Genomic DNA, 19,797 nt, shown 5'->3' with positions numbered 1-19,797 from the left:
AACAGCACAACAACATAAAAGAATTAGAATCCTGACATTGCTAATGTTTATCGATTTATTACATGCGATGCATCAAGGCTTTCATCACACGATGCTTTAATAATTTAATAAGATGCTTTAATAATTCAATAAATAGTTGGTAAGCCACTAACGTCGGGAAAAACTTATTTTATACGGTACGGCATTTTTACTTTCGTCACAGCCAAAGGGAAATCTGGACAAAGAAAACTTACAGGATTCAATCTGACAGATATCTGTATAAACAATCAGTCACTGTCAGATTAAATTTGGGATATATACCACGTTGATAAGGAATGGAGGTTTTTTCTCACCTAACCTATACCATCAGTTTGGCAGACTAAGCCATTATCGCCCTGTCTTCCATAGCCTGACGCCATCCTCCTAACCAATGAGAACGGGCATCTAATGAATAATAGGGACAATGCTCCCTTGGACGCCCCAAAATACCTGCATGGTACCCTCTCGATAACGCACGTGCTAAACGATCTCGTTTCTGTCTCTTCATGCTTTTATTTACCTCATAAGCTAGATCAGTAGAAAGAAAACAGTGGTCATCATTTATCCAACCACGATTTAGAAATACCCCTATAAATTTTGAAAATCAAGTCAAGAAATTCATATTAATGTAATATTTGTTATATCAGTACAAAAAAAACAATAACGTATTAATAATAAAGAGAAATTTTTATCCTACTGATAATACTAATTTTCTCCGAGCGCAAGAGTTTTACACTCGGAGAATGACAGAGGGTTACGATTGGGAAATTAATTGACTGGCAATAATTTGCGCTAACTGACTCCATCCTTTTGCCAATGTGCGGACTAAATCATCGTAACCATCTTCTTCCTGTTTTAGCTCCAGATTAAAGGGCTGTTTAACGACACTCCCCTGATGAGTTAATGTCCAATAACCTTGCAAAATCACCTTACCATCATAACGACCATGAAAACTGGTGACTGTCACGTCTAAAGTATCTGGCTTATTAACCAATAATTGAGCAGAAACTAAACGCTGAGGCAACGCCATAGTTAACTCAGTTACCAGCACTTGCTGTAACTGCTGTTCAAGTGGACTTGCCCACAAATGATTCTCCGCGCTGACATAACTAACATCACTACCTTGATACACCACACCGGAGGATGACAGATAATCGGACAACATAACCCGTTGTACCCATAATTGGCGATCATGCTGCACGATAGCACTCTTTTGTGATGCTATTGCTACTACCGGCAATTGATAGTAAGTTTTTTCTGGCTGACGGCTACAAGCAGAAATAAAAATTACTAAAATTAATGCCAATCTTCTCATCATTTTTTAGCCTTTTTCGGTTCTGGATCTTCAATTGGCTTAGACTCAAAAACTAATGCATTGCTCTTATTATTCAGCGTTCTCAGAACAGGTCGTAGTTCACTCAACACTTGATCTAATCGCTGCATATTATCCAACATCTTGTTATAAACCGGTGAACCGGGCTGGAAACCTTGCATGCTACGGCTAAGCTCCTGCAATGTTTTCTGTATATCTTTTGGCAGATCTTTGGTTTCAGGATTCGCCAGCACTTTATTCAATTCATCAAGGGTCCGCTGGGCTTTTCTGATCGCTTTCTGACTCTCTTCCAAAGTGCGAATAGCCTGATTAAACATTGGCTCAACCGGCATATTATTAATTTTGTCTAACGCTGCAATAACCTTATGTTGAATTTGAGCAAGGCCACCACTGATTGTTGGCAATAGCGGATAACCCGCAACTTCATACGGACCAGCCCACCCTTTTTCATTTGGATAAAAATCCAAATCAATAAATAGTGCCCCTGTCAGCAAGTTACCTGACTTGAGAGACGCCCTCAGACCACGTTTAGTTATGCTATTCAGCTCTTTCTCAACATCAAACCCTTCTCCCAACTCCTTCTCAAAGCGCTCCGGCTCAATGGAGATAAGTACTGGGATACGAAAATCGTTATCCAGCCGCTGTCTCATTCCCTCTGAATAGAACGGTACTTTTGCCACAGTCCCCATACGGATACCACGGAACTCTACTGGCGCCCCCGGCTGTAGCCCTCGAACGGAATCGGAGAAGAGCAACAGATAATCTTTATGTTCGGTATATAAAGAATCCTGAATGCTTCTTTGGTTGTCAAAAAGTTTGTAAGTGGCTTGTTCTTTAATTGGCTCACCCAATTCCCAACCCTTAGGCACATCAAAACTGACACCACCACCAAACAGTGTTGATAACGAAGCCATTTCAACACGTACCCCCTGAGAAGACATATCAAAGGTAATACCACTCTCTTTCCAAAAGCGGACATTGGTTGTCAACAAACCATCATAAGGTGCATTAACAAATAGCTGATATCTCATCAGATGAGATTTCGGTTCAAACTCACTGGTTTCAACAGAACCAACCCGATAACCACGAAACAGCACCGGATCACCCGGATTGAGCTGACCCGCTTTATCACTAACCAAAATGACACGAATACCTTTTGCATCAGGTGAAGCCAATGGTGGTGAGTCCAACAAATTAAATTTATCTTCTTCATCACCATTCGTTCCCGGTTGAAGTTCAATAAAAGCCCCGGACAGAAGAGTACCAAGACCAGATACTCCATCACGGCCAATCTGCGGTTTCACTACCCAGAAAGCACTGTCACTACGCAATAGGTTTTCCATGCCATCATTCAGCCGAGCCTTAATAATAACTTGACTAAGATTATCACTCAGCATGACCCTCTCAACCACGCCGATATCCACACTACGGCTTTTAATTTTAGTTTTTCCGGCTTCAATGCCCTCCGCGTTGGAGGTAATCAATGTCACTTCCGGCCCTTGATGGTTGAAATGGTAAAACAATATCCAAGCACCAATAAGCACCGTCACAATCGGTACAATCCAGACTGGCGACCAACTTTTAATTTTATCGATTTTAGCCTGACTCTGGTCTTCAACTTTATCCGTCACCTTGACACTCCTTCATTGCCTTATAACGAATGTTTAACGTTGGTTCTATCCCAAATTAAACGCGGATCAAATGTCATTGCCGCAAACATAGTCAGGATCACAACTAAAGCAAAAATAACTGCCCCCATAGCAGGGTAGACACTCATTAATTTCCCCATACGTACCAGTGATGACAATATTGCGATAACAAATACATCAATCATTGACCAACGGCCAACAAATTCGACAACTTCATAAATAAAATGCATTCGGGCGGAATCCCGTTTACCGTGACCTTTAGCATCCCAACACAACCAGCCAATTGCCAGCATTTTCAGGGATGGCACCATAATACTAGCAATAAAAATGACTAAAGCGACCGGGTATGAACCTACACTCCATAGTAATATCACTCCAGCCATAATAGTAGAATCACTCTGATTACCTAACGATTCTGTCACCATCATTGGCATGATATTAGCAGGAATATAAAGCATTAAAGCTGTCACCATCAGTGCCATTGTCCATTGCAGACTGTTACGACGACGGGCATGCCCATGAGTATAACAACGTGAACATACTAATTGATCTGCCGGTAAAATAGCCGTACAACACTGGCATAATCGAACACCCTGCACTAACCCCGCTCTCCCTGCCTGTAACGGTATATTCACCTTAGGTGCGGGCGCTATCTGATTCCATAACCAGTGACGATCCAAACACTGAAATGCTCTCACCTGGAGAAGACAAAACAGACAATATGGCAAAAAACTTAAACCTAACCCAATATCACCATAAGCCATTAACTTAACGAAGCTGACTAATACCCCTGCCAGAAAGATTTCAACCATACACCAGCTTTTCATCTGAAATAAAACTCTGGCCAACCAGATTTTTATCTTCTGAGAAATAACAACACCCTGGCACAAGAGAATAATCGCTACCATACAAAACGTAGGCACTAGTTGAACACAGAGCAAAAAAAATGTTCCCACACTGGCGTAATTTTCATTAAACATCACTTGAGGGATTTGAGATAAGGTAACTTCACTGCCAATTCCCGCCACACTCATACTGACAAGTGGAAACAAGCAAGCCATTAATAACATAAATAATGCACTGATTGCATAACCTATTGGCTGATGTTTAGGTTCCTTCCACCATGTGACTAATGTCGTCTTACAACGAGGACAAACCGCCTTCGTTCCCTGGACCCATTCTGGCAATGTCACCAGCAAATCACATTGAGGGCACAATACCATTTCATGATGATGGTTACCGGAACACAAGATCTTTCTCCTGTTAAGGAAATCGGGAATATACACAGAATCATACTCAGAAGAATTTCGCAGTATGATTCTGCTAATTATGTTAACTATTAACTGTTTTTCAATGTTTCCAATTCCTGCCAGCGATCAAAAGCAACTTCTAACGCTTGCTCTTTTTGAGACAGTTCAGTCAATATTTTTTGGGTCACTACATGAGGCTGATTAAAAAATTCAGGATCACTCACTTGAGATTGTAACTGATCAAACTCTTCTTCCAGTTTCTCCAGCAATGATGGTAACTGCTCTAATTCTCGCAATAAATGATAACTCATTTTGTTACGAGAGCTTTTTGACGGCTCTTTAATCTTTTCTACTTTAACATCCGTTTGAAGTTTTCTCTCATTTTGCCGACGCAACGATACAGCCTGTTCACGCTGTTGCTGAGCATCGTAATAACCACCAACATAATTATTGATCTCACCATTACCTTCAAAAATCCAGCATTCTGCCACAGAGTTATCAACAAATTGACGATCATGACTCACCAGCAATACAGTACCTTTATAACTGTCTACCAGCTCTTCCAGCAGCTCTAATGTTTCTACATCCAGATCATTGGTCGGTTCATCAAGTACCAACAGATTACTGGGTTTCAGGAACAGACGCGCCAGTAACAACCGGTTCCTTTCACCACCAGAAAGCGCTTTAACCGGTGTCATTGCCCGTTTGGGATGAAACAGAAAGTCCTGTAAATAACCCAGAACATGACGAGGGCGCCCATTCACCATCACTTCCTGTTTACCTTCAGCCAGGTTATCCATTACCGTTCTTTCCGGATCAAGTGCTATACGATGCTGATCAAAATAAGCAACTTCTAATTTAGTACCACAATGAACACGGCCACTATCAGATTGCAGCTCACCTAACATCAGTTTCAGTAAGGTTGTTTTGCCACAACCATTTGGTCCCACCAGTGCAATTTTATCCCCACGCTGAATTTGCGCACTGAAATTATTGACCAGTTTCCTGTCACCAATTTGATAGTTAACATTTTCCAGCTCAAAGACAATTTTGCCGGAACGACTCGCTTTTTCCATCTGTATTTTAGCGGTTCCCATTACTTCACGGCGTTGTGAACGCTCAATACGTAATGCCTTCAATGCCCTAACACGCCCTTCATTACGAGTACGACGCGCTTTAATCCCCTGACGGATCCACACTTCTTCCTGAGCCAACTTACGATCAAATTCAGCATTTTGCATCTCTTCCACACGCAACGCTTCTTCTTTTCCTTCAAGAAACTTATCGTAATTACCCAGCCACGATACTAACTTGCCACGATCCAAATCGACAATACGGGTTGCCATATTGTGAATAAATGAACGGTCATGAGAAATGAAAACAAGGCTACCCTGAAAATCTTTCAGGAAATTCTCTAGCCATTCAATAGTATCAATATCCAAGTGGTTAGTTGGTTCATCAAGAAGCAAGACTTTTGGCGAACTAACCAACGCCCTTCCCAATGCTGCTTTACGCAACCAACCACCTGAAAGAGAAGAGAGCTTCGCTTCCGCAGGTAAAGAGAGCTGTTTCAATACGTCATTAATACGGCTGTCCAGTGACCATAACCCACGGATATCCAGTACCTCCTGCAATTCCGCCAGGCGATTAAGGTTTTTCTCATTTGGCTCCTGCTCCACCAAGCGGGAAACCAGATGAAAAGATTTAATATATTCGGCCTGCTCCTGAACACCTTCGGCAACAAAATCAAAAACCGTCCCTTCTACATCACGGGGGGGATCCTGTTGTAAGCGGGCGACAACCAGATCCTGTTCGTAAATAACCTGGCCATCATCCAGCGGTTGCTCTTTTGCTAATACCCGTAACAAAGTAGATTTTCCAGCACCGTTACGGCCAACCAGACAAACCCTTTCATTTTCTTCTATATGCAATTCTGCATTATCAAGTAATGGCGCATCACTGAACGACAACCACGCACCAGATAAATTGATCAATGACATAGTAATTATTTTTCCTCACCAGCATGACGTAATAGCCAGCAGTTATGAATCTGACGGTTACGGGCAAAATCCTGCGACTGGGTTTTACGGGTGATTTCTTCTGCCACCAAACCAACTTTTTCCAGCTCAGCAAAATCCATTTTAAAACCACGTTTATTATTAGAGAACATCAGCGTTCCCCCACGACGCAACAAGCGCTTAAGCTGTCTCATCAACATGATATGGTCACGTTGTACATCAAATGTATCTTCCATTCGTTTAGAATTGGAAAAAGTCGGCGGATCAATAAAAATCAAATCAAACTGTTCATTGGCTCGTGCCAACCAAGCGAGACAATCTGCCTGAATTAACCGATGCTGACGCCCTGTTAATCCATTAGCCTGTAAGTTCCGTTCAGCCCATTCAAGATAAGTGCGAGACATATCAACCGTCGTTGTTGAACGCGCGCCTCCTAATCCAGCATGTACCGTCGCTGCTCCGGTATAGGCAAACAGATTCAGAAAATCTTTTCCTTCACTCATTTCACCTAGCATTTTCCGGGCAATACGATGATCAAGGAACAAGCCAGTGTCCAAATAGTCAGTTAAATTGACCCAGAATTTTGCGTCATACTCATTTACCAGAAAGAATTCCTGTTTTTCTGCCATTCTTTCATACTGGCTTTTGCCTTTCTGACGCTGACGAGTTTTAAGTATTAATTGATTTGATGAGAGTCCAAGAATTTGCATCGTTGCACTGATAACATCGAATAAACGCTGACGCGCTTTATTAGCATCAACACTTTTCGGCGGAGCATATTCCTGAATCACTACTTTATCCGCATAACGGTCAACAGCCACATTGTATTCTGGCAAATCAGCATCATACAGACGATAACAATTAATTCCTTGCTGTTTTGCCCAATGAGTTAATTTCTTTTCATTTTTGCGCAGACGGTTGGCATAATCTTCCGCCACATTCACCTCTGATGAATGAGGTTTATCCGACAACTGATAATTTTTCTGTACGCAATCCAGTGGACCATTTTTAGCTTTAAACTCACGTTCAGCCCGTAATTGCAGACAACTCAGCAATTCAGGTGACTCACTGAATAGAGACAGGCGCCAGCTAGGGAAACGGCTTTTCATGATCCGCCCAAACAAACTGTATAGTGCAATCAATGCCGGCTCACTTTCCAAACGCTCACCATAAGGTGGATTACTTAAGACTGTTCCAGCAGGGCCTTCTGGTAACGGATTTTCCAGACGACTGGCATCACCTTGCTGGAAAGTTATCAACTGCCCAACCCCTGCTCTACGAGCATTTGACCGAGCCATATCCAGCACTCTGCGATCAATATCAGAACCAACAAAACGGCAAGTGGTCTCCTGAAGACCTTTACGAAAACGGATCTGCGCTTCTGTGGTCACCTCACGCCAAATTGCTTCATCATGTTTTAACCAGGCAGTAAAGCCCCAATGATCACGATGTAAACCCGGAGCACGATCAGCCGCCATCATTGCGGCTTCAATCAATAATGTGCCTGAACCACACATAGGATCGACCATCGGAGTACCAATCTGCCAGCCTGAACGTAAAATAATCGCCGCCGCCAGATTTTCTTTCAGCGGAGCCTGACCAGCAAGATCGCGATAACCCCGGATATGCAAACCATCACCACTCAAATCCAATGCAACACTGGCTTTCTCTTTATTTAGGAAAACATTAATACGAACATCCGGCTGCTGCTTTGCCACATTCGGGCGTTGATCCAACTTACGAATAAAACTATCGACAATGGCGTCTTTAACTTTTAACGCACCATATTGCGTGTTACGTATCTCTTCATTTGTACCACTGAAATGCACAGAGAAAGTGCTATGTACAGAAAAAACCTGGCTCCAATCAATAGACTGAACCCCAAGATAGAGATCTAAATCGCTATAAACATTAAATTCGTTTAGCGGTAGTAAAATACGTGATGCCAGCCTGCTCCACATCAGACTTTTATACATCACTCGACCATCACCTTGAAAATGAACTCCACCTTGCACAATCTTGCATGATTGCGCACCCAGCATTTCCAGTTCGTTCTTCAACAATTCTTCTAATCCACGCGCCGTGCTGGCAAACAAAGAGTTCATATGACATATCACCAAAAAGAAAATTGTTACGCATTATAGCCAATCCGGGTGACATGTCATAAAGTTGCTCATGTCAGAAAAATGTTTTGTGGAGATTAATGGATGATCACGCTGTCTCGCCTGTATACCCACCCAGTGAAATCTATGCGTGGTTTGCAACTTTCCCATGCATTAGTCAGTGAAAGTGGCCTCATATTTGATCGCAATTTTATGGTCACAACGACAGATGGAACTTTTATCACTGCCCGTAAGTACCCTCAGATGCTGTTATTTACTCCTGCTATGTTAAATAATGGTATTTATTTGCGCGCACCCAACGGAGAAAACGCCACGATACTTTACCGTGATTTCCTACCTGAACAGCAACCCACGGAAGTATGGGGCAACCATTTTACAGCCCTCATTGCACCAGAAACCGTTAACCAATGGCTAAGTAGTTTCTTTGACATTCCGGTGCAATTACGCTGGTTAAGCCATGAATTAACCCGCAGAGTAAAAAAACACCCTGAGATTCCATTATCATTTGCGGATGGTTATCCATTTCTGCTTATTAATGAAGCCTCATTTCATTTATTACAACAACGTTGCCCGGCTAGTATTAAACTAGAGCAATTTCGCCCAAATATCGTCATTACTGGCGCAGAAGCATTTGCGGAAGATAGCTGGCAATCAATTCAAATTGGGGATGTTATTTTTGATTTACCTAAACCATGCAGCCGCTGTATTCTGACCACCATCAGCATTGATAAAGGCATTAAAAACCCAAACGGAGAGCCATTAGCGACATTACAATCATTCCGTACAGCAGAAAACGGTGATGTCGATTTTGGTCAGAATCTCATTGCCCGTTCAAGTGGTATTATTCGAATCGGGGATAGTGTCACAGTATTAGCTAAAAAAGATCCGCATCAATATGGCAGCAGTGAAAAAGCTGAAGATATTGATATACCAAAAACAAATGAGCAATCCGTCATTATCGAATATAACGGACAAACTTTTACAGGTAACAATCAACAAATTATTTTAGAGCAACTGGAACAACAAGGAATAAGAGTCCCTTATTCATGTCGGGCAGGCATATGTGGATGTTGTAAAATTTCTTTAATTAAAGGAGATGTTTTTCCTTTAAAAGCCACAGCAATTAAAGAAAATGGTCAAATCCTGGCCTGCTGTTGTATCCCAAAGAATAACCTTATTCTTAATAATATGACGCATTAGCAGAAATATCTAAGCATGTAGAACAATTAATTCTTCAACAAAGAAGCGTTATCTAAACCCTAACTCCGTTATCATCCTCCCTATTTTGGCACTAACATAGCCTAAAGGGAGGAGATTAATGAACCATGTTTCATAATTTCACCAAGAAATCAATCATCTTGATTATTGCAATAATGAATTAATTATTACAATAATGAATTTATGACTACTATCATAAAATGATTACACTCTAATCAGGAGCTAAAGCAACTCAACCAAAACACAAAAGGAGTAAGTCATGGCACGTATCATCATTGCTGCAATCGCAACACCCGGACATGTCTATCCGATGTTGAAGATTGCTCAATCACTGATAGCACAAGGACATCAGGTAGCCGTATTCACTGGTGCGTTATTTCGCCAACAGGTAGAAGCTTTAAGCGCACAATTTGTCCCTTTTGATGAACAGATAGATTTTGACTACCGCCATTTAGAACAGCATTTCCCCGACCGTGCTCAACTTCCTCCGGGAAATGTACAAATGGCACTGGCATTCAAGAATTTCTTCTCAGCTCCAATCCCACTTCTTGACCACCAATTACGGCAAATTATCCGTGAACAACAAGCAGATCTGCTGATAGCCGAGAACTGCTTTTATGGCATATTACCCCTGTTGCAAGAAGAAAAAACCCATCGCCTTCCAGTCATAGTCATTGGCATAACACCTCTAGCTTACTCTTCGAAAGATTCGATTTTCTGGGGACCACGTATCCCACCTGCGGTATTACCACCAGAATTGACACATGAACAGCTCGTCGATAAAGCCAACCAACAACTCATAGCCGAAGTGCAGGATAGCTTCAATGATTCATTAATCCAGTCAGGAGGCTCTGCATTAACCAGACTTTTCAACGATGAAGTCATCTTTGGTGCTGATCGCTTTTTGCAACTCTCAACTCTGGCATTTGAATATCCACGAGAAGGATTGCCTGATACAGTCCATTTTATTGGGCCACTTCCCAACCCTGCACCGACAACGACATCACCTCAATTATGGGAAGAAGATGATCAACGTCCATTGGTTATAGTTACTCAGGGTACTATCTCCAATGCCGATTTAAATCAGTTAATCCTCCCCACATTGCATGCACTGGCTACATTACCGGTACGTATATTGGCCACCACCGGTGGTAGATCGGTAGAAACACTGAGTAAAGATCTACCTGAAAACACGCGCGTCGAAGAATTTATTTCATTTGAGCACTGGCTGCCGAAAGCTTCATTGCTAATATCCAATGGGGGTTATGGAACCATTAATTATGCTCTCAGCCACGGAACACCATTACTCATTGCAGATGCAGGAGAAGGCAAGCAGGAAGCCGCTTTTCGTGTCGTATGGGCTGGATGCGGTATTAATCTGGATACAGCACATCCCACTGAATCTCAACTTAAGCAAACAGTGGAAAATATGCTGAGTACAGATTTATTTAAACAACGGGCACACATTGTCCAAAAAGATTACGCAAAACATGATGCATTAGCAGCAATATCCCGTCACGTAGAACAATTAATTCTTGAACAAAGCCGCATTAATTAAACCCTAGATACCTCCGTCTTTCCTCTCCGTTTTGGTGCTAACACAGACCGACGGGGAGAGGAAATCGGCACATTTCATTACATCATAAAAAAATCAATAACAGTTATTATTTGCATAATACATTATTATTACTACAATGAATTTATGACAGTAGTCATAAAATGATCACACCCTGAGTCAGGAGCTAGCTAGCGTAATTAAATCAAAACAATATAGAGGAGCAAGTTATGGCACGAATTGTCATTGCAGCGGTTGCAACACCCGGGCATGTCTATCCGATGTTAAAGGTAACTCAATCACTGATAACACAAGGACATCAGGTAACTGTCTTCACTGGCGCGTTATTTCGCCAACAAGTAGAAGCTTTAAACGCACAATTTATCCCTTTTGATGAGCAAATAGACTTTGATTACCGCCACTTAAAGCAACGTTTTCCTGACCGAGCGCACCTTCAGCCAGGAAATCTGCAAATGGCACTCGCGTTTAAAGATTTCTTCTGTAGTCCAATCCCATTCCTCAACCGCCAACTACAACAAATCATCCATGAACAGCAAGCAGAATTACTTATAGCTGAGAATTGCTTTTATGGCATATTGCCACTGCTGCAAAAAGAAAAAGCTCATCGCCTTCCCGTTATCATAATTGGCATAACGCCTCTAGCTTACTCTTCGAAAGATTCAATTTTCTGGGGGCCACGTATCCCACCCGCACTATTACCATCAGAATTGACACATGAACAACTCGTGGATGAGGAAACCCGACAACTAATCACCGAAGTGCAGGATAGCTTCAATGATGCATTAGCGCAGTCAGGATGCGCTACGTTAACCCGATTTTTCAACGATGAAGTCATTTTGGGCTCTGATCGCTTTTTGCAACTTTCAACCCTGGCATTTGAATACCCACGAGAAGGATTGCCTGATACAGTCCATTTTATTGGCCCACTCCCCAACCCCGCACCGATAACAGAATCACCTCAATTATGGGAAGAAGGTGATCCACGCCCATTGGTTATAGTCACCCAAGGTACCATGTCTAATACCGATCTAAACCAGTTAGTTTTCCCCACATTGCGGGCACTGGCTACATTACCCGTCCGTGTATTAGCAACTACCGGTGGTAGATCAGTAGAAATACGGCCAGAAAACATACCCGACAACGCACGTATCGAAGAATTTATCTCATTTGAGCACTGGCTACCAAAAGCTTCATTGCTAATATCCAACGGGGGTTACGGAACCATTAATTATGCCCTTAACCACGGTACACCAGTGCTTATTGCCGATACAGGAGAAGGCAAACAGGAAACAGCGTTTCGCGTCGTATGGGCTGGATGCGGTATAAATCTGGATACAGCACGACCTACTGAATCTCAGCTTAAGCAAACAGTGGAAAATATGCTACGTACAAACTTGTTTAAACAACGCGCACAAATCGTCCAAGACGATTACTCCAGTCACGACGCATTAGCAGCAATATCCCACCATGCAGAACAATTAATCCTCGAAAATCGTGCTAATTAACTTCATTATCTCTCCTCCCCATCTCGGAACTCATGTTATCCAGAGGGGGAGGAAATTATAAAAATGCTTCTTATTCTATTTTTCACGCCTGCTTCAAATGAGCGAGCTATAGCTATTACATATAAGAGGCTAGTTTCTGTGATAATAGCCAACAGGAGATTTTAGAATACAAGAAAAAAGTGACTTACTCATAATCAGATGGGAAGATGTGAATGCGATAACATTTCCTCAAATGATAAAGAACAATTTTTTCAATTAAAAACCGTGATTATCTTCTGACTTGTCGCTCTATTTTCAAAAAGTGTCTTTACGCTTGGAAATCACAGAACAATGGGATCTTAAACCCAAATCAAATCGCAGTGCCATAAATTGGCATATAAATAGGTTCCACAAATGGCATCAATCGATCATTCATAATCTTAATTGGATCGCAAAAATTCATTACCCGATCAGATAACGTCAATTGCGGTTGAGCTAGCAGACAAAGGCTCGCACTATCCCCAGCCTCTACTACTAAGAATATAGCACCTGTCCCGCAATCCTGGAGCTGTACCTGAATCAGTTCTCCTTGTACTGGCTTTTCTATCATGGCAAACCGGGAAAAATACCAGCTTCTTGGCATCTGTGGTTTAATAAAGCGGAAAGCCACTAACGCATTAAGAACTAATTCAGCCCTGGATTCATCTGAAATATTAATTCGGCGTGTCTGTTCTTCAAAACAATAATAAAGCGTCGCATCTTCTACAGAAAACGAAGTTTCTCCCATTGCATGGGGTATCAGCATCTTAGCAGGAAAACAGGAACGAAAAACCATACCATTAGACAGATCGAGCATGACACGGTCATGGTCAGCATCAAAATACCAGCGCCATTGGTCATCGGGTTTAATGTTCATGAGTTATCCTTTTATGCCAGGAAAGTTTACATCGCCAAACAGATTGTAAATAACTTGCCCGCTATTCAGTGAAATAAGTCCTGCCATAATTAAGAGATATGCGAAGATACAGATAAAATTTAGGTGATCAGAATGAATATAGACGAGTTGGGGGCAAAAATAAACCCCCAATGATAAATTAACAACAAGATTTAGATATGATTGACGATATCTTTGATTAATTTTGGACCATGATAGATAAATCCAGAGAAAATCTGTATTAAAGAAGCCCCCGCTGCTATTTTTTCTCTGGCTGCGGTGAGTGAATCTATTCCGCCAACACCGATAATAGGAATTTTACCTCTTAATTCTTGAGAGAGCTGACGAATAACTTCTGTACTACGTAACTGAACCGGTCGGCCACTTAACCCACCAGCTTGTTGGCAATAGTTAAGCCCTTCAACTAATCTCTTATCTAACGTTGTATTAGTGGCAATAGCACCATCAATATTATGACGAATTAAACTATCTGCAATTTGAATCAACTCTTCTTCAGAAAGATCCGGTGCGATTTTTACCGCAACAGGGATATATTTTTGGTATTTTTGCTGAAGTTCACCCTGTTTATTTTTAATCGCAGATAATAGATCATCCAACGCTTCGCCGTATTGCAGTGTTCTTAAACCCGGAGTGTTTGGTGAAGAGATATTAATCGCAATATAGCCGGCGTGAGGATAAATTTTATCCATGCAGATTAAATAATCATCTTTCCCATGTTCTACTGGTGTATCTTTATTTTTACCAATATTGATCCCAATAACTCCGCCATATTTTGCCTTTTTGACATTTTCCACCAGGTTATCAACACCAAGATTATTGAAACCCATGCGGTTAATTAGCCCCTCAGCTTCAACAATACGGAATAATCTGGGTTTATCGTTTCCTGCCTGAGCTCGTGGGGTTACAGTACCAATTTCAATAAAACCAAATCCCATTGCACCAAATGCATCAATACAATCGCCATCTTTATCAAGGCCCGCGGCCAGACCAAGAGGATTTTTAAATGACAGTCCCATACAAGTAACGGGTTTTGTAGCAACTGACTGATGGATAAGAAATTCGAAAGGACTACCAATAATACGTTTGAGCTGGCGGAAGGTTAATTCGTGTGCCCGTTCCGGATCAAGCTGGAACAACGCTTTCCTGACTAGTGGGTAGCACATAATTCTAAACCCATTAATTAATTTATAAACATTAAACTACACATGTTTCTATACACATTCATGTACCATTTGGAGGTTTTTGAGCTAAAAAACGCGCATTTTTAATCTCCAAAACATTTCGGCAAGTAGGGTAACCGAATAACATGGGCTGAATCTACAGAAATATGCTAATTAGAAGCAAATTTCTCCCATATGTTGCGAGTGAAAGTCGGGAGAAATGCATTGGTATAGCAAGAATACATTGGTGACTATAATCGTTGGCATTTCTTGCCCAAGATACTTTTCTTCTCTCAAACAACTCAAAGGAGAGCAAACCAATGGATGCTCTTTAATACCTTGGGCAATTTTCATACCATAGGTATAAGCATCAACCAATAAAAATATATTTCAATGCCGCAATAACAACAGCAATACCAACTGCTAATGTCAGTTTCTTAATCCAATCTAAATCTGTTTTTATAGTACCAATATCGGTTTTAATGCTCTCAGTAGCAACTGTTAGATCTGCTTTGGTGACAACACTTATGTTTTGCAGTTCTGTAATAACTTCAACGATTTTTTCAGACTGCTCATCGTTAAAACCAGACGCTTTGAGTGCCTTAACTGCTGTATGTGTATCCATAATAAGTGAAGAAATTTATTATCCGGAAAAAGTAAGTCAGAAATAATATCGGGCCAATAACCATTAGCCCGATAAATAGTTATACCCGTTATCTTTCAAGTTGCTGCTTTGTTGGCTGCTTTCACTCACCCCAGTCACATAGTTACCTATGCTCCTGGGGATTCGCTCCCTTGCCGTCGCGATGCATCTTGAAATCCATTGGGTATATCAGCTTTCTAATGCCTTGGTAATTTTTTCAAACAGATCACCAGACAGATTTTCCAATCCTTTTAACTGCTCCAACGCACTACGCATCATGTTTTGACGTTTTTCATCATAACGTTTCAGACGAATCAGCGGTTCAATTAAACGGGAAGCAACCTGTGGGTTACGGCTGTTAAGATCAGTCAAAATTTCCATCAGGAATTGGTAACCCGTGCCATCTTCAGCATGGAATGCAACCGGATTGTTAACAAATGTCCCAATCAGAGCACGCACCCGGTTTGGGTTACTCATACTAAATGAACGATGATTCAGAAGGTTGCGTACATTAGCCAGAATATCTGCCGCCGGGCTACTTGCCTGTAAGCTAAACCATTTATCCATCACCAGGCCATCCTGATGCCATTGTTCATCAAACTCCGCCATGAGTTGATCACAGCAAGGTAACTCTGCCAGCACCGCGCCAGATAATGCCGCCAGTGCATCGGTCATATTGTCAGATTGATGATATTGATTTGATACCACTTTATCAGCCTGCTCTTGATGACCAAAAGCCAGATAATAGAGACAAATATTACGCAGAGAGCGCTTAGCAATATCCTGATGAGCGACGCGATATGCACCGATATTGATAGCGTTATAAACCACCGCAAATTCATCAGCCATTTCCTGAGCCAAAGTACGGGTGATTGCATCCAAAACTTCATGAATCGCTTTAGGATCAATAATCGTAAACAGTTCTGCTATCTCACTTTCTGATGGTAAAGCCAGAATATGAGCCGCCAAAGCCGGATCAATATCGTTATCCAATAACACCGCGCGGAAAGCATCCACTACATGCATTGGCAGTTCGATCGGCTGCTTCTGCTGGTAACGGATAATATTCAGTTTGATATAGTTTGCCATCAACGACTGAGCCGCATCCCAACGTGAAAACGCATTGCGGGCGTGTTTCATCAAGAATGCCAATTGCTGATCACTGAATTTGTAATCCAGTTTCACTGGTGCTGAGAATTCCCGTAATAAAGAGGGAACCGGCAGTGATGGCACATCATCAAATACAAACGTCTGCTCTGCGTTAGTCACATTCAATACATGGTGAACCGGTTGACCATCATAACGTAACGGAATCACATGACCTTTGCTGTCATAAAGCTCAATATCCAGGGGAATATGCAGAGGCTGCTGCTCTTTTTGATCGGCGATAGGTGGTGTCATCTGGCTGACATGCAACTTATATTGCTGCTTTTCTGCATCATATTCATCGCGGACTGTTAATACTGGTGTACCAGACTGGCTATACCAGCGGCGGAAAAGTGACAAATCCACATTTGATGCATCTTCCATTGCCTGAACAAAATCATCACATGTTGCAGCACTACCATCATGACGATGGATATAAAGCTGCATCCCTGCCTGGAATTGCTCTTCGCCTAGCAGGGTATGAATCATACGGATAACTTCCGCGCCCTTCTCATACACAGTCAGGGTATAGAAATTATTCATCTCAATCACTTTATCCGGGCGAATTGGATGGGCCATTGGGCTGGCATCTTCTGCAAACTGTGCCGAACGCATAACACGCACATTATTAATACGATTAACAGAACGAGAGCCAAGATCAGAGCTAAATTCCTGATCACGGAATACCGTCAATCCCTCTTTTAAACTCAGTTGGAACCAATCGCGACAAGTAATGCGATTCCCGGTCCAGTTATGGAAATACTCGTGGCCGATCACCGCTTCTATATTAAGGTAATCTTTATCAGTCGCAGTTTCAGATTTTGCCAGCACATATTTGGAGTTAAAGACATTCAGCCCTTTATTCTCCATAGCGCCCATATTAAAGAAATCCACCGCAACAATCATATAAATATCGAGGTCATACTCAAGGCCAAAACGGGTTTCATCCCACTTCATCGCATTTTTCAGGGAAGTCATTGCCCAATCAGCCCGATCGAGATTGCCACGATCAACAAACAACTCCAATGCAACTTCACGGCCACTACGCGTCGTAAAAGTATCGCGCAACACATCAAAATCACCCGCGACCAGAGCAAACAGATAACATGGTTTTGGGAATGGATCTTGCCATTTCACCCAATGACGCCCATCATCGGTTTCTCCCTGCTCAACCCGGTTACCGTTTGAAAGCAGGTACGGATACTTGGCTTTATCGGCTGTAATACGCGTTGTAAAACGAGCCAATACATCAGGCCGATCGAGATAGTAAGTAATGTGACGAAACCCTTCTGCTTCACACTGAGTACAAAGTGCATCACCAGAAACATACAAGCCTTCCAGCGCCGTATTTTTCGATGGATGGATCTCATTGACAATTTTCAAAGTGAACTGAGCCGGCAACTGCTCAATGACTAGCGCCCCCTCCTGTTCACGGTAATGCGCCCACGGTTGACCATTCACATGAAGACTTTTCAGTGTCAAGTCTTCACCATCCAACACTAATGGCGTTATTTCGTGACTCAGACGTTTTATCTGGCTGATTGCGGTGATTTCCGTGTTATCGGCATCAAGATTAAAATCGAGTTCAATATCAGAAATCGTATAGTCGGGAACGCGATAATCCCGGCGGTACTTAGCTTGTCGCTGTTGTGTCATAAGAAACCTTTTTGTTTCATGCCTGATAGAATTAATTCAATACCAGGTCTTACGCTGCCATAGAAAGAGGTTGAATTTCAAGAGGGAAACGCACCTTCTGGCGTTTAACATTCATTAAGAACGAGTATGATGTTATGTAAGGAATATGTTTACTCTCTGGTGCTTGTTATCACTTAATGATCAAATAACATGATAACATTTAACCAAAGACTCTCTTTAGCTTCGATATTTTGGTGAACTATATGACATTATGTGACTTCAATAACAAAATAATCCCGGTATACTCTTCCAACTTCATCGATTTAGCTAATACGAATACGCTCCGTGAGGATGCATAACGCGCTATGACATTAGACGCTACTCCAATTATTAAATCACTGCTTGATACTGACGCTTATAAACTTCATATGCAACAAGCAGTGTACCACCGCTACAGCCACATTCCTGTTGTTGCTGAGTTTCGCTGCCGCGGCGACGAACTGCTAGGTGAATATGCCACAGAATTACGTCATCAAGTTAATATGATGGCTGATCTGGCATTAACCGATACTGAATTTAATTACCTTTCCAGTCTGCCTTTTTTCAAGGCTGATTATCTGGGCTGGTTAAAAACCTTTCGTTTTAATCCACAGCAAGTCAATATTTCTGTTACAAATGGTGGTCAATTAGCTATCCATATTTCAGGATTATGGCATGAAGTGATTATGTGGGAAGTCCCATTACTGGCGTTAATCAGTGAATTAATTCATCGTCATCACTTACCAGATAACGCAGTGGAAAATGCAGTCAACCAGCTACGCAAGTTGATCAAACTGTTCTATCAAAATGCTGAAAATGAAAGAATCGATCTCTCCAGTTTCAAACTGATGGATTTCGGTACACGCCGTCGCTTCTCACACCGTGTTCAACACGCTGTCGTCAGTGATCTACAACAGCATTTCCCTTATCTGATTGGCACTAGCAATTACCAACTTGCACAACAGCTTGGGCTCCCTCCTGTTGGAACACAAGCGCATGAGTGGTTTCAAGCTCATCAGCAAATCAGCCCGGATCTGGCTGGCAGCCAACGAGAAGCATTACAGAATTGGCTGAAAGAATATCCTAACCAATTAGGTATTGCCTTGACTGACTGCATTACAATGGACGCTTTCCTGCGGGACTTTGATGCCCAGTTTGCCAAAAATTATCAAGGCTTACGCCATGATTCGGGTGATCCCGTTCAATGGGGTGAAAAAGCGATCGCCCACTATCAAAAACTGGGGATCGACCCAATGACGAAGACCCTAGTGTTCTCTGACAGCTTGGACTTCCAAAAAGCGCTAGCGCTCTATCGTCATTTCCACAACAGAATAAACCTGATTTTCGGTATCGGTACACAACTCACCTGCAATATTCCAGGGGTTAAGCCACTGAACATCGTCATCAAACTTGTCGAGTGTAATGGCAAACCAGTCGCAAAGCTTTCAGACAGCCCTGGTAAAACCATTTGTGAGGATAACGAGTTTGTTAACAGGCTACGTGCCGCTTTTGATATACCCCAAGTTAAACAAGCTTGTTAACCCAGATTT

The 19,797-nt window shown here is 42.0% G+C and carries 14 protein-coding genes; 4 read left to right on the top strand and 10 right to left on the bottom strand.

All coding sequences use genetic code 11. The annotated features are described in order from the left end of the window. Positions 1-358: 358 nt before the first annotated feature. The 6 genes from rmf to rlmKL form a co-directional block, all read right to left on the bottom strand. Positions 359-526 carry a ribosome modulation factor gene (rmf, locus tag KZ793_RS04710; RefSeq protein WP_225813962.1) on the bottom strand — a complete coding sequence of 56 codons (168 nt, stop codon included), beginning with the start codon at positions 524-526 and terminating at the stop codon, positions 359-361. A 246-nt stretch (positions 527-772) separates the two neighbouring features. Further along, a complete protein-coding gene (pqiC, locus tag KZ793_RS04705) occupies positions 773-1,336 on the bottom strand; it encodes a membrane integrity-associated transporter subunit PqiC (protein ID WP_118984480.1) in 564 nt (187 codons plus the stop codon). Then, positions 1,333-2,982, bottom strand: coding sequence for an intermembrane transport protein PqiB (pqiB, locus tag KZ793_RS04700; protein WP_225813961.1), 1,650 nt, complete (start codon positions 2,980-2,982; stop codon positions 1,333-1,335). Before pqiB ends, pqiC begins: the two co-directional genes overlap by 4 nt. 20 nt (positions 2,983-3,002) lie before the next feature. Further along, positions 3,003-4,250 carry a membrane integrity-associated transporter subunit PqiA gene (pqiA, locus tag KZ793_RS04695; RefSeq protein WP_225813960.1) on the bottom strand — a complete coding sequence of 416 codons (1,248 nt, stop codon included), beginning with the start codon at positions 4,248-4,250 and terminating at the stop codon, positions 3,003-3,005. A gap of 89 nt (positions 4,251-4,339) precedes the next feature. Further along, positions 4,340-6,250 (bottom strand): ABC transporter ATP-binding protein, encoded by a 1,911-nt coding sequence (locus KZ793_RS04690; RefSeq protein WP_225813959.1) that lies wholly within the window; start codon positions 6,248-6,250, stop codon positions 4,340-4,342. Positions 6,251-6,255: 5 nt separating this feature from the next. Continuing rightward, on the bottom strand, positions 6,256-8,373 hold the full coding sequence (gene rlmKL, locus KZ793_RS04685) for a bifunctional 23S rRNA (guanine(2069)-N(7))-methyltransferase RlmK/23S rRNA (guanine(2445)-N(2))-methyltransferase RlmL (protein WP_225813958.1): 2,118 nt from the start codon (positions 8,371-8,373) through the stop codon (positions 6,256-6,258). Positions 8,374-8,475: 102 nt separating this feature from the next. Here rlmKL and KZ793_RS04680 point away from each other — a divergent pair, with 102 nt between their 5' ends. From KZ793_RS04680 to KZ793_RS04670, 3 genes are all read left to right on the top strand, one after another. Next, positions 8,476-9,591 (top strand): YcbX family protein, encoded by a 1,116-nt coding sequence (locus tag KZ793_RS04680; protein WP_225813950.1) that lies wholly within the window; start codon positions 8,476-8,478, stop codon positions 9,589-9,591. A 277-nt stretch (positions 9,592-9,868) separates the two neighbouring features. After that, positions 9,869-11,167, top strand: coding sequence for a glycosyltransferase (locus tag KZ793_RS04675; RefSeq protein ID WP_225813948.1), 1,299 nt, complete (start codon positions 9,869-9,871; stop codon positions 11,165-11,167). A 227-nt stretch (positions 11,168-11,394) separates the two neighbouring features. After that, positions 11,395-12,690, top strand: a complete 1,296-nt coding sequence (locus KZ793_RS04670) for a nucleotide disphospho-sugar-binding domain-containing protein (RefSeq protein ID WP_225813947.1) — start codon at positions 11,395-11,397, stop codon at positions 12,688-12,690. 349 nt (positions 12,691-13,039) lie between these two features. Here KZ793_RS04670 and KZ793_RS04665 read toward each other — a convergent pair whose 3' ends face one another. The 4 genes from KZ793_RS04665 to pepN all read right to left on the bottom strand — a co-directional run bounded on the left by KZ793_RS04665 (position 13,040) and on the right by pepN (position 18,229). Continuing rightward, positions 13,040-13,585: a cell division protein ZapC gene (locus KZ793_RS04665; RefSeq protein WP_225813946.1), complete on the bottom strand. Its 546-nt coding sequence runs from the start codon at positions 13,583-13,585 to the stop codon at positions 13,040-13,042. 191 nt (positions 13,586-13,776) lie between these two features. Next, positions 13,777-14,787, bottom strand: coding sequence for a quinone-dependent dihydroorotate dehydrogenase (pyrD, locus tag KZ793_RS04660; RefSeq protein ID WP_225813945.1), 1,011 nt, complete (start codon positions 14,785-14,787; stop codon positions 13,777-13,779). A gap of 367 nt (positions 14,788-15,154) precedes the next feature. Beyond that, positions 15,155-15,409, bottom strand: coding sequence for a CCDC90 family protein (locus tag KZ793_RS04655; RefSeq protein WP_225813943.1), 255 nt, complete (start codon positions 15,407-15,409; stop codon positions 15,155-15,157). A gap of 207 nt (positions 15,410-15,616) precedes the next feature. After that, entirely contained in the window at positions 15,617-18,229 is a 2,613-nt protein-coding gene (gene pepN / locus KZ793_RS04650) for an aminopeptidase N (protein WP_225813942.1), read from the bottom strand. 344 nt (positions 18,230-18,573) lie between these two features. On the opposite strand from pepN, the gene pncB reads away from it, so the two are divergent. Then, a complete protein-coding gene (gene pncB, locus KZ793_RS04645; RefSeq protein WP_225813941.1) occupies positions 18,574-19,788 on the top strand; it encodes a nicotinate phosphoribosyltransferase in 1,215 nt (404 codons plus the stop codon). Positions 19,789-19,797: the final 9 nt, after the last annotated feature.

Origin of the sequence: Photorhabdus antumapuensis, assembly GCF_020387775.1 — a bacterium.
GTDB lineage: Bacteria > Pseudomonadota > Gammaproteobacteria > Enterobacterales > Enterobacteriaceae > Photorhabdus > Photorhabdus antumapuensis.
Note: the sequence above shows the minus strand (reverse complement) of the source record. Positions and strands in the feature narration are given on the sequence as shown.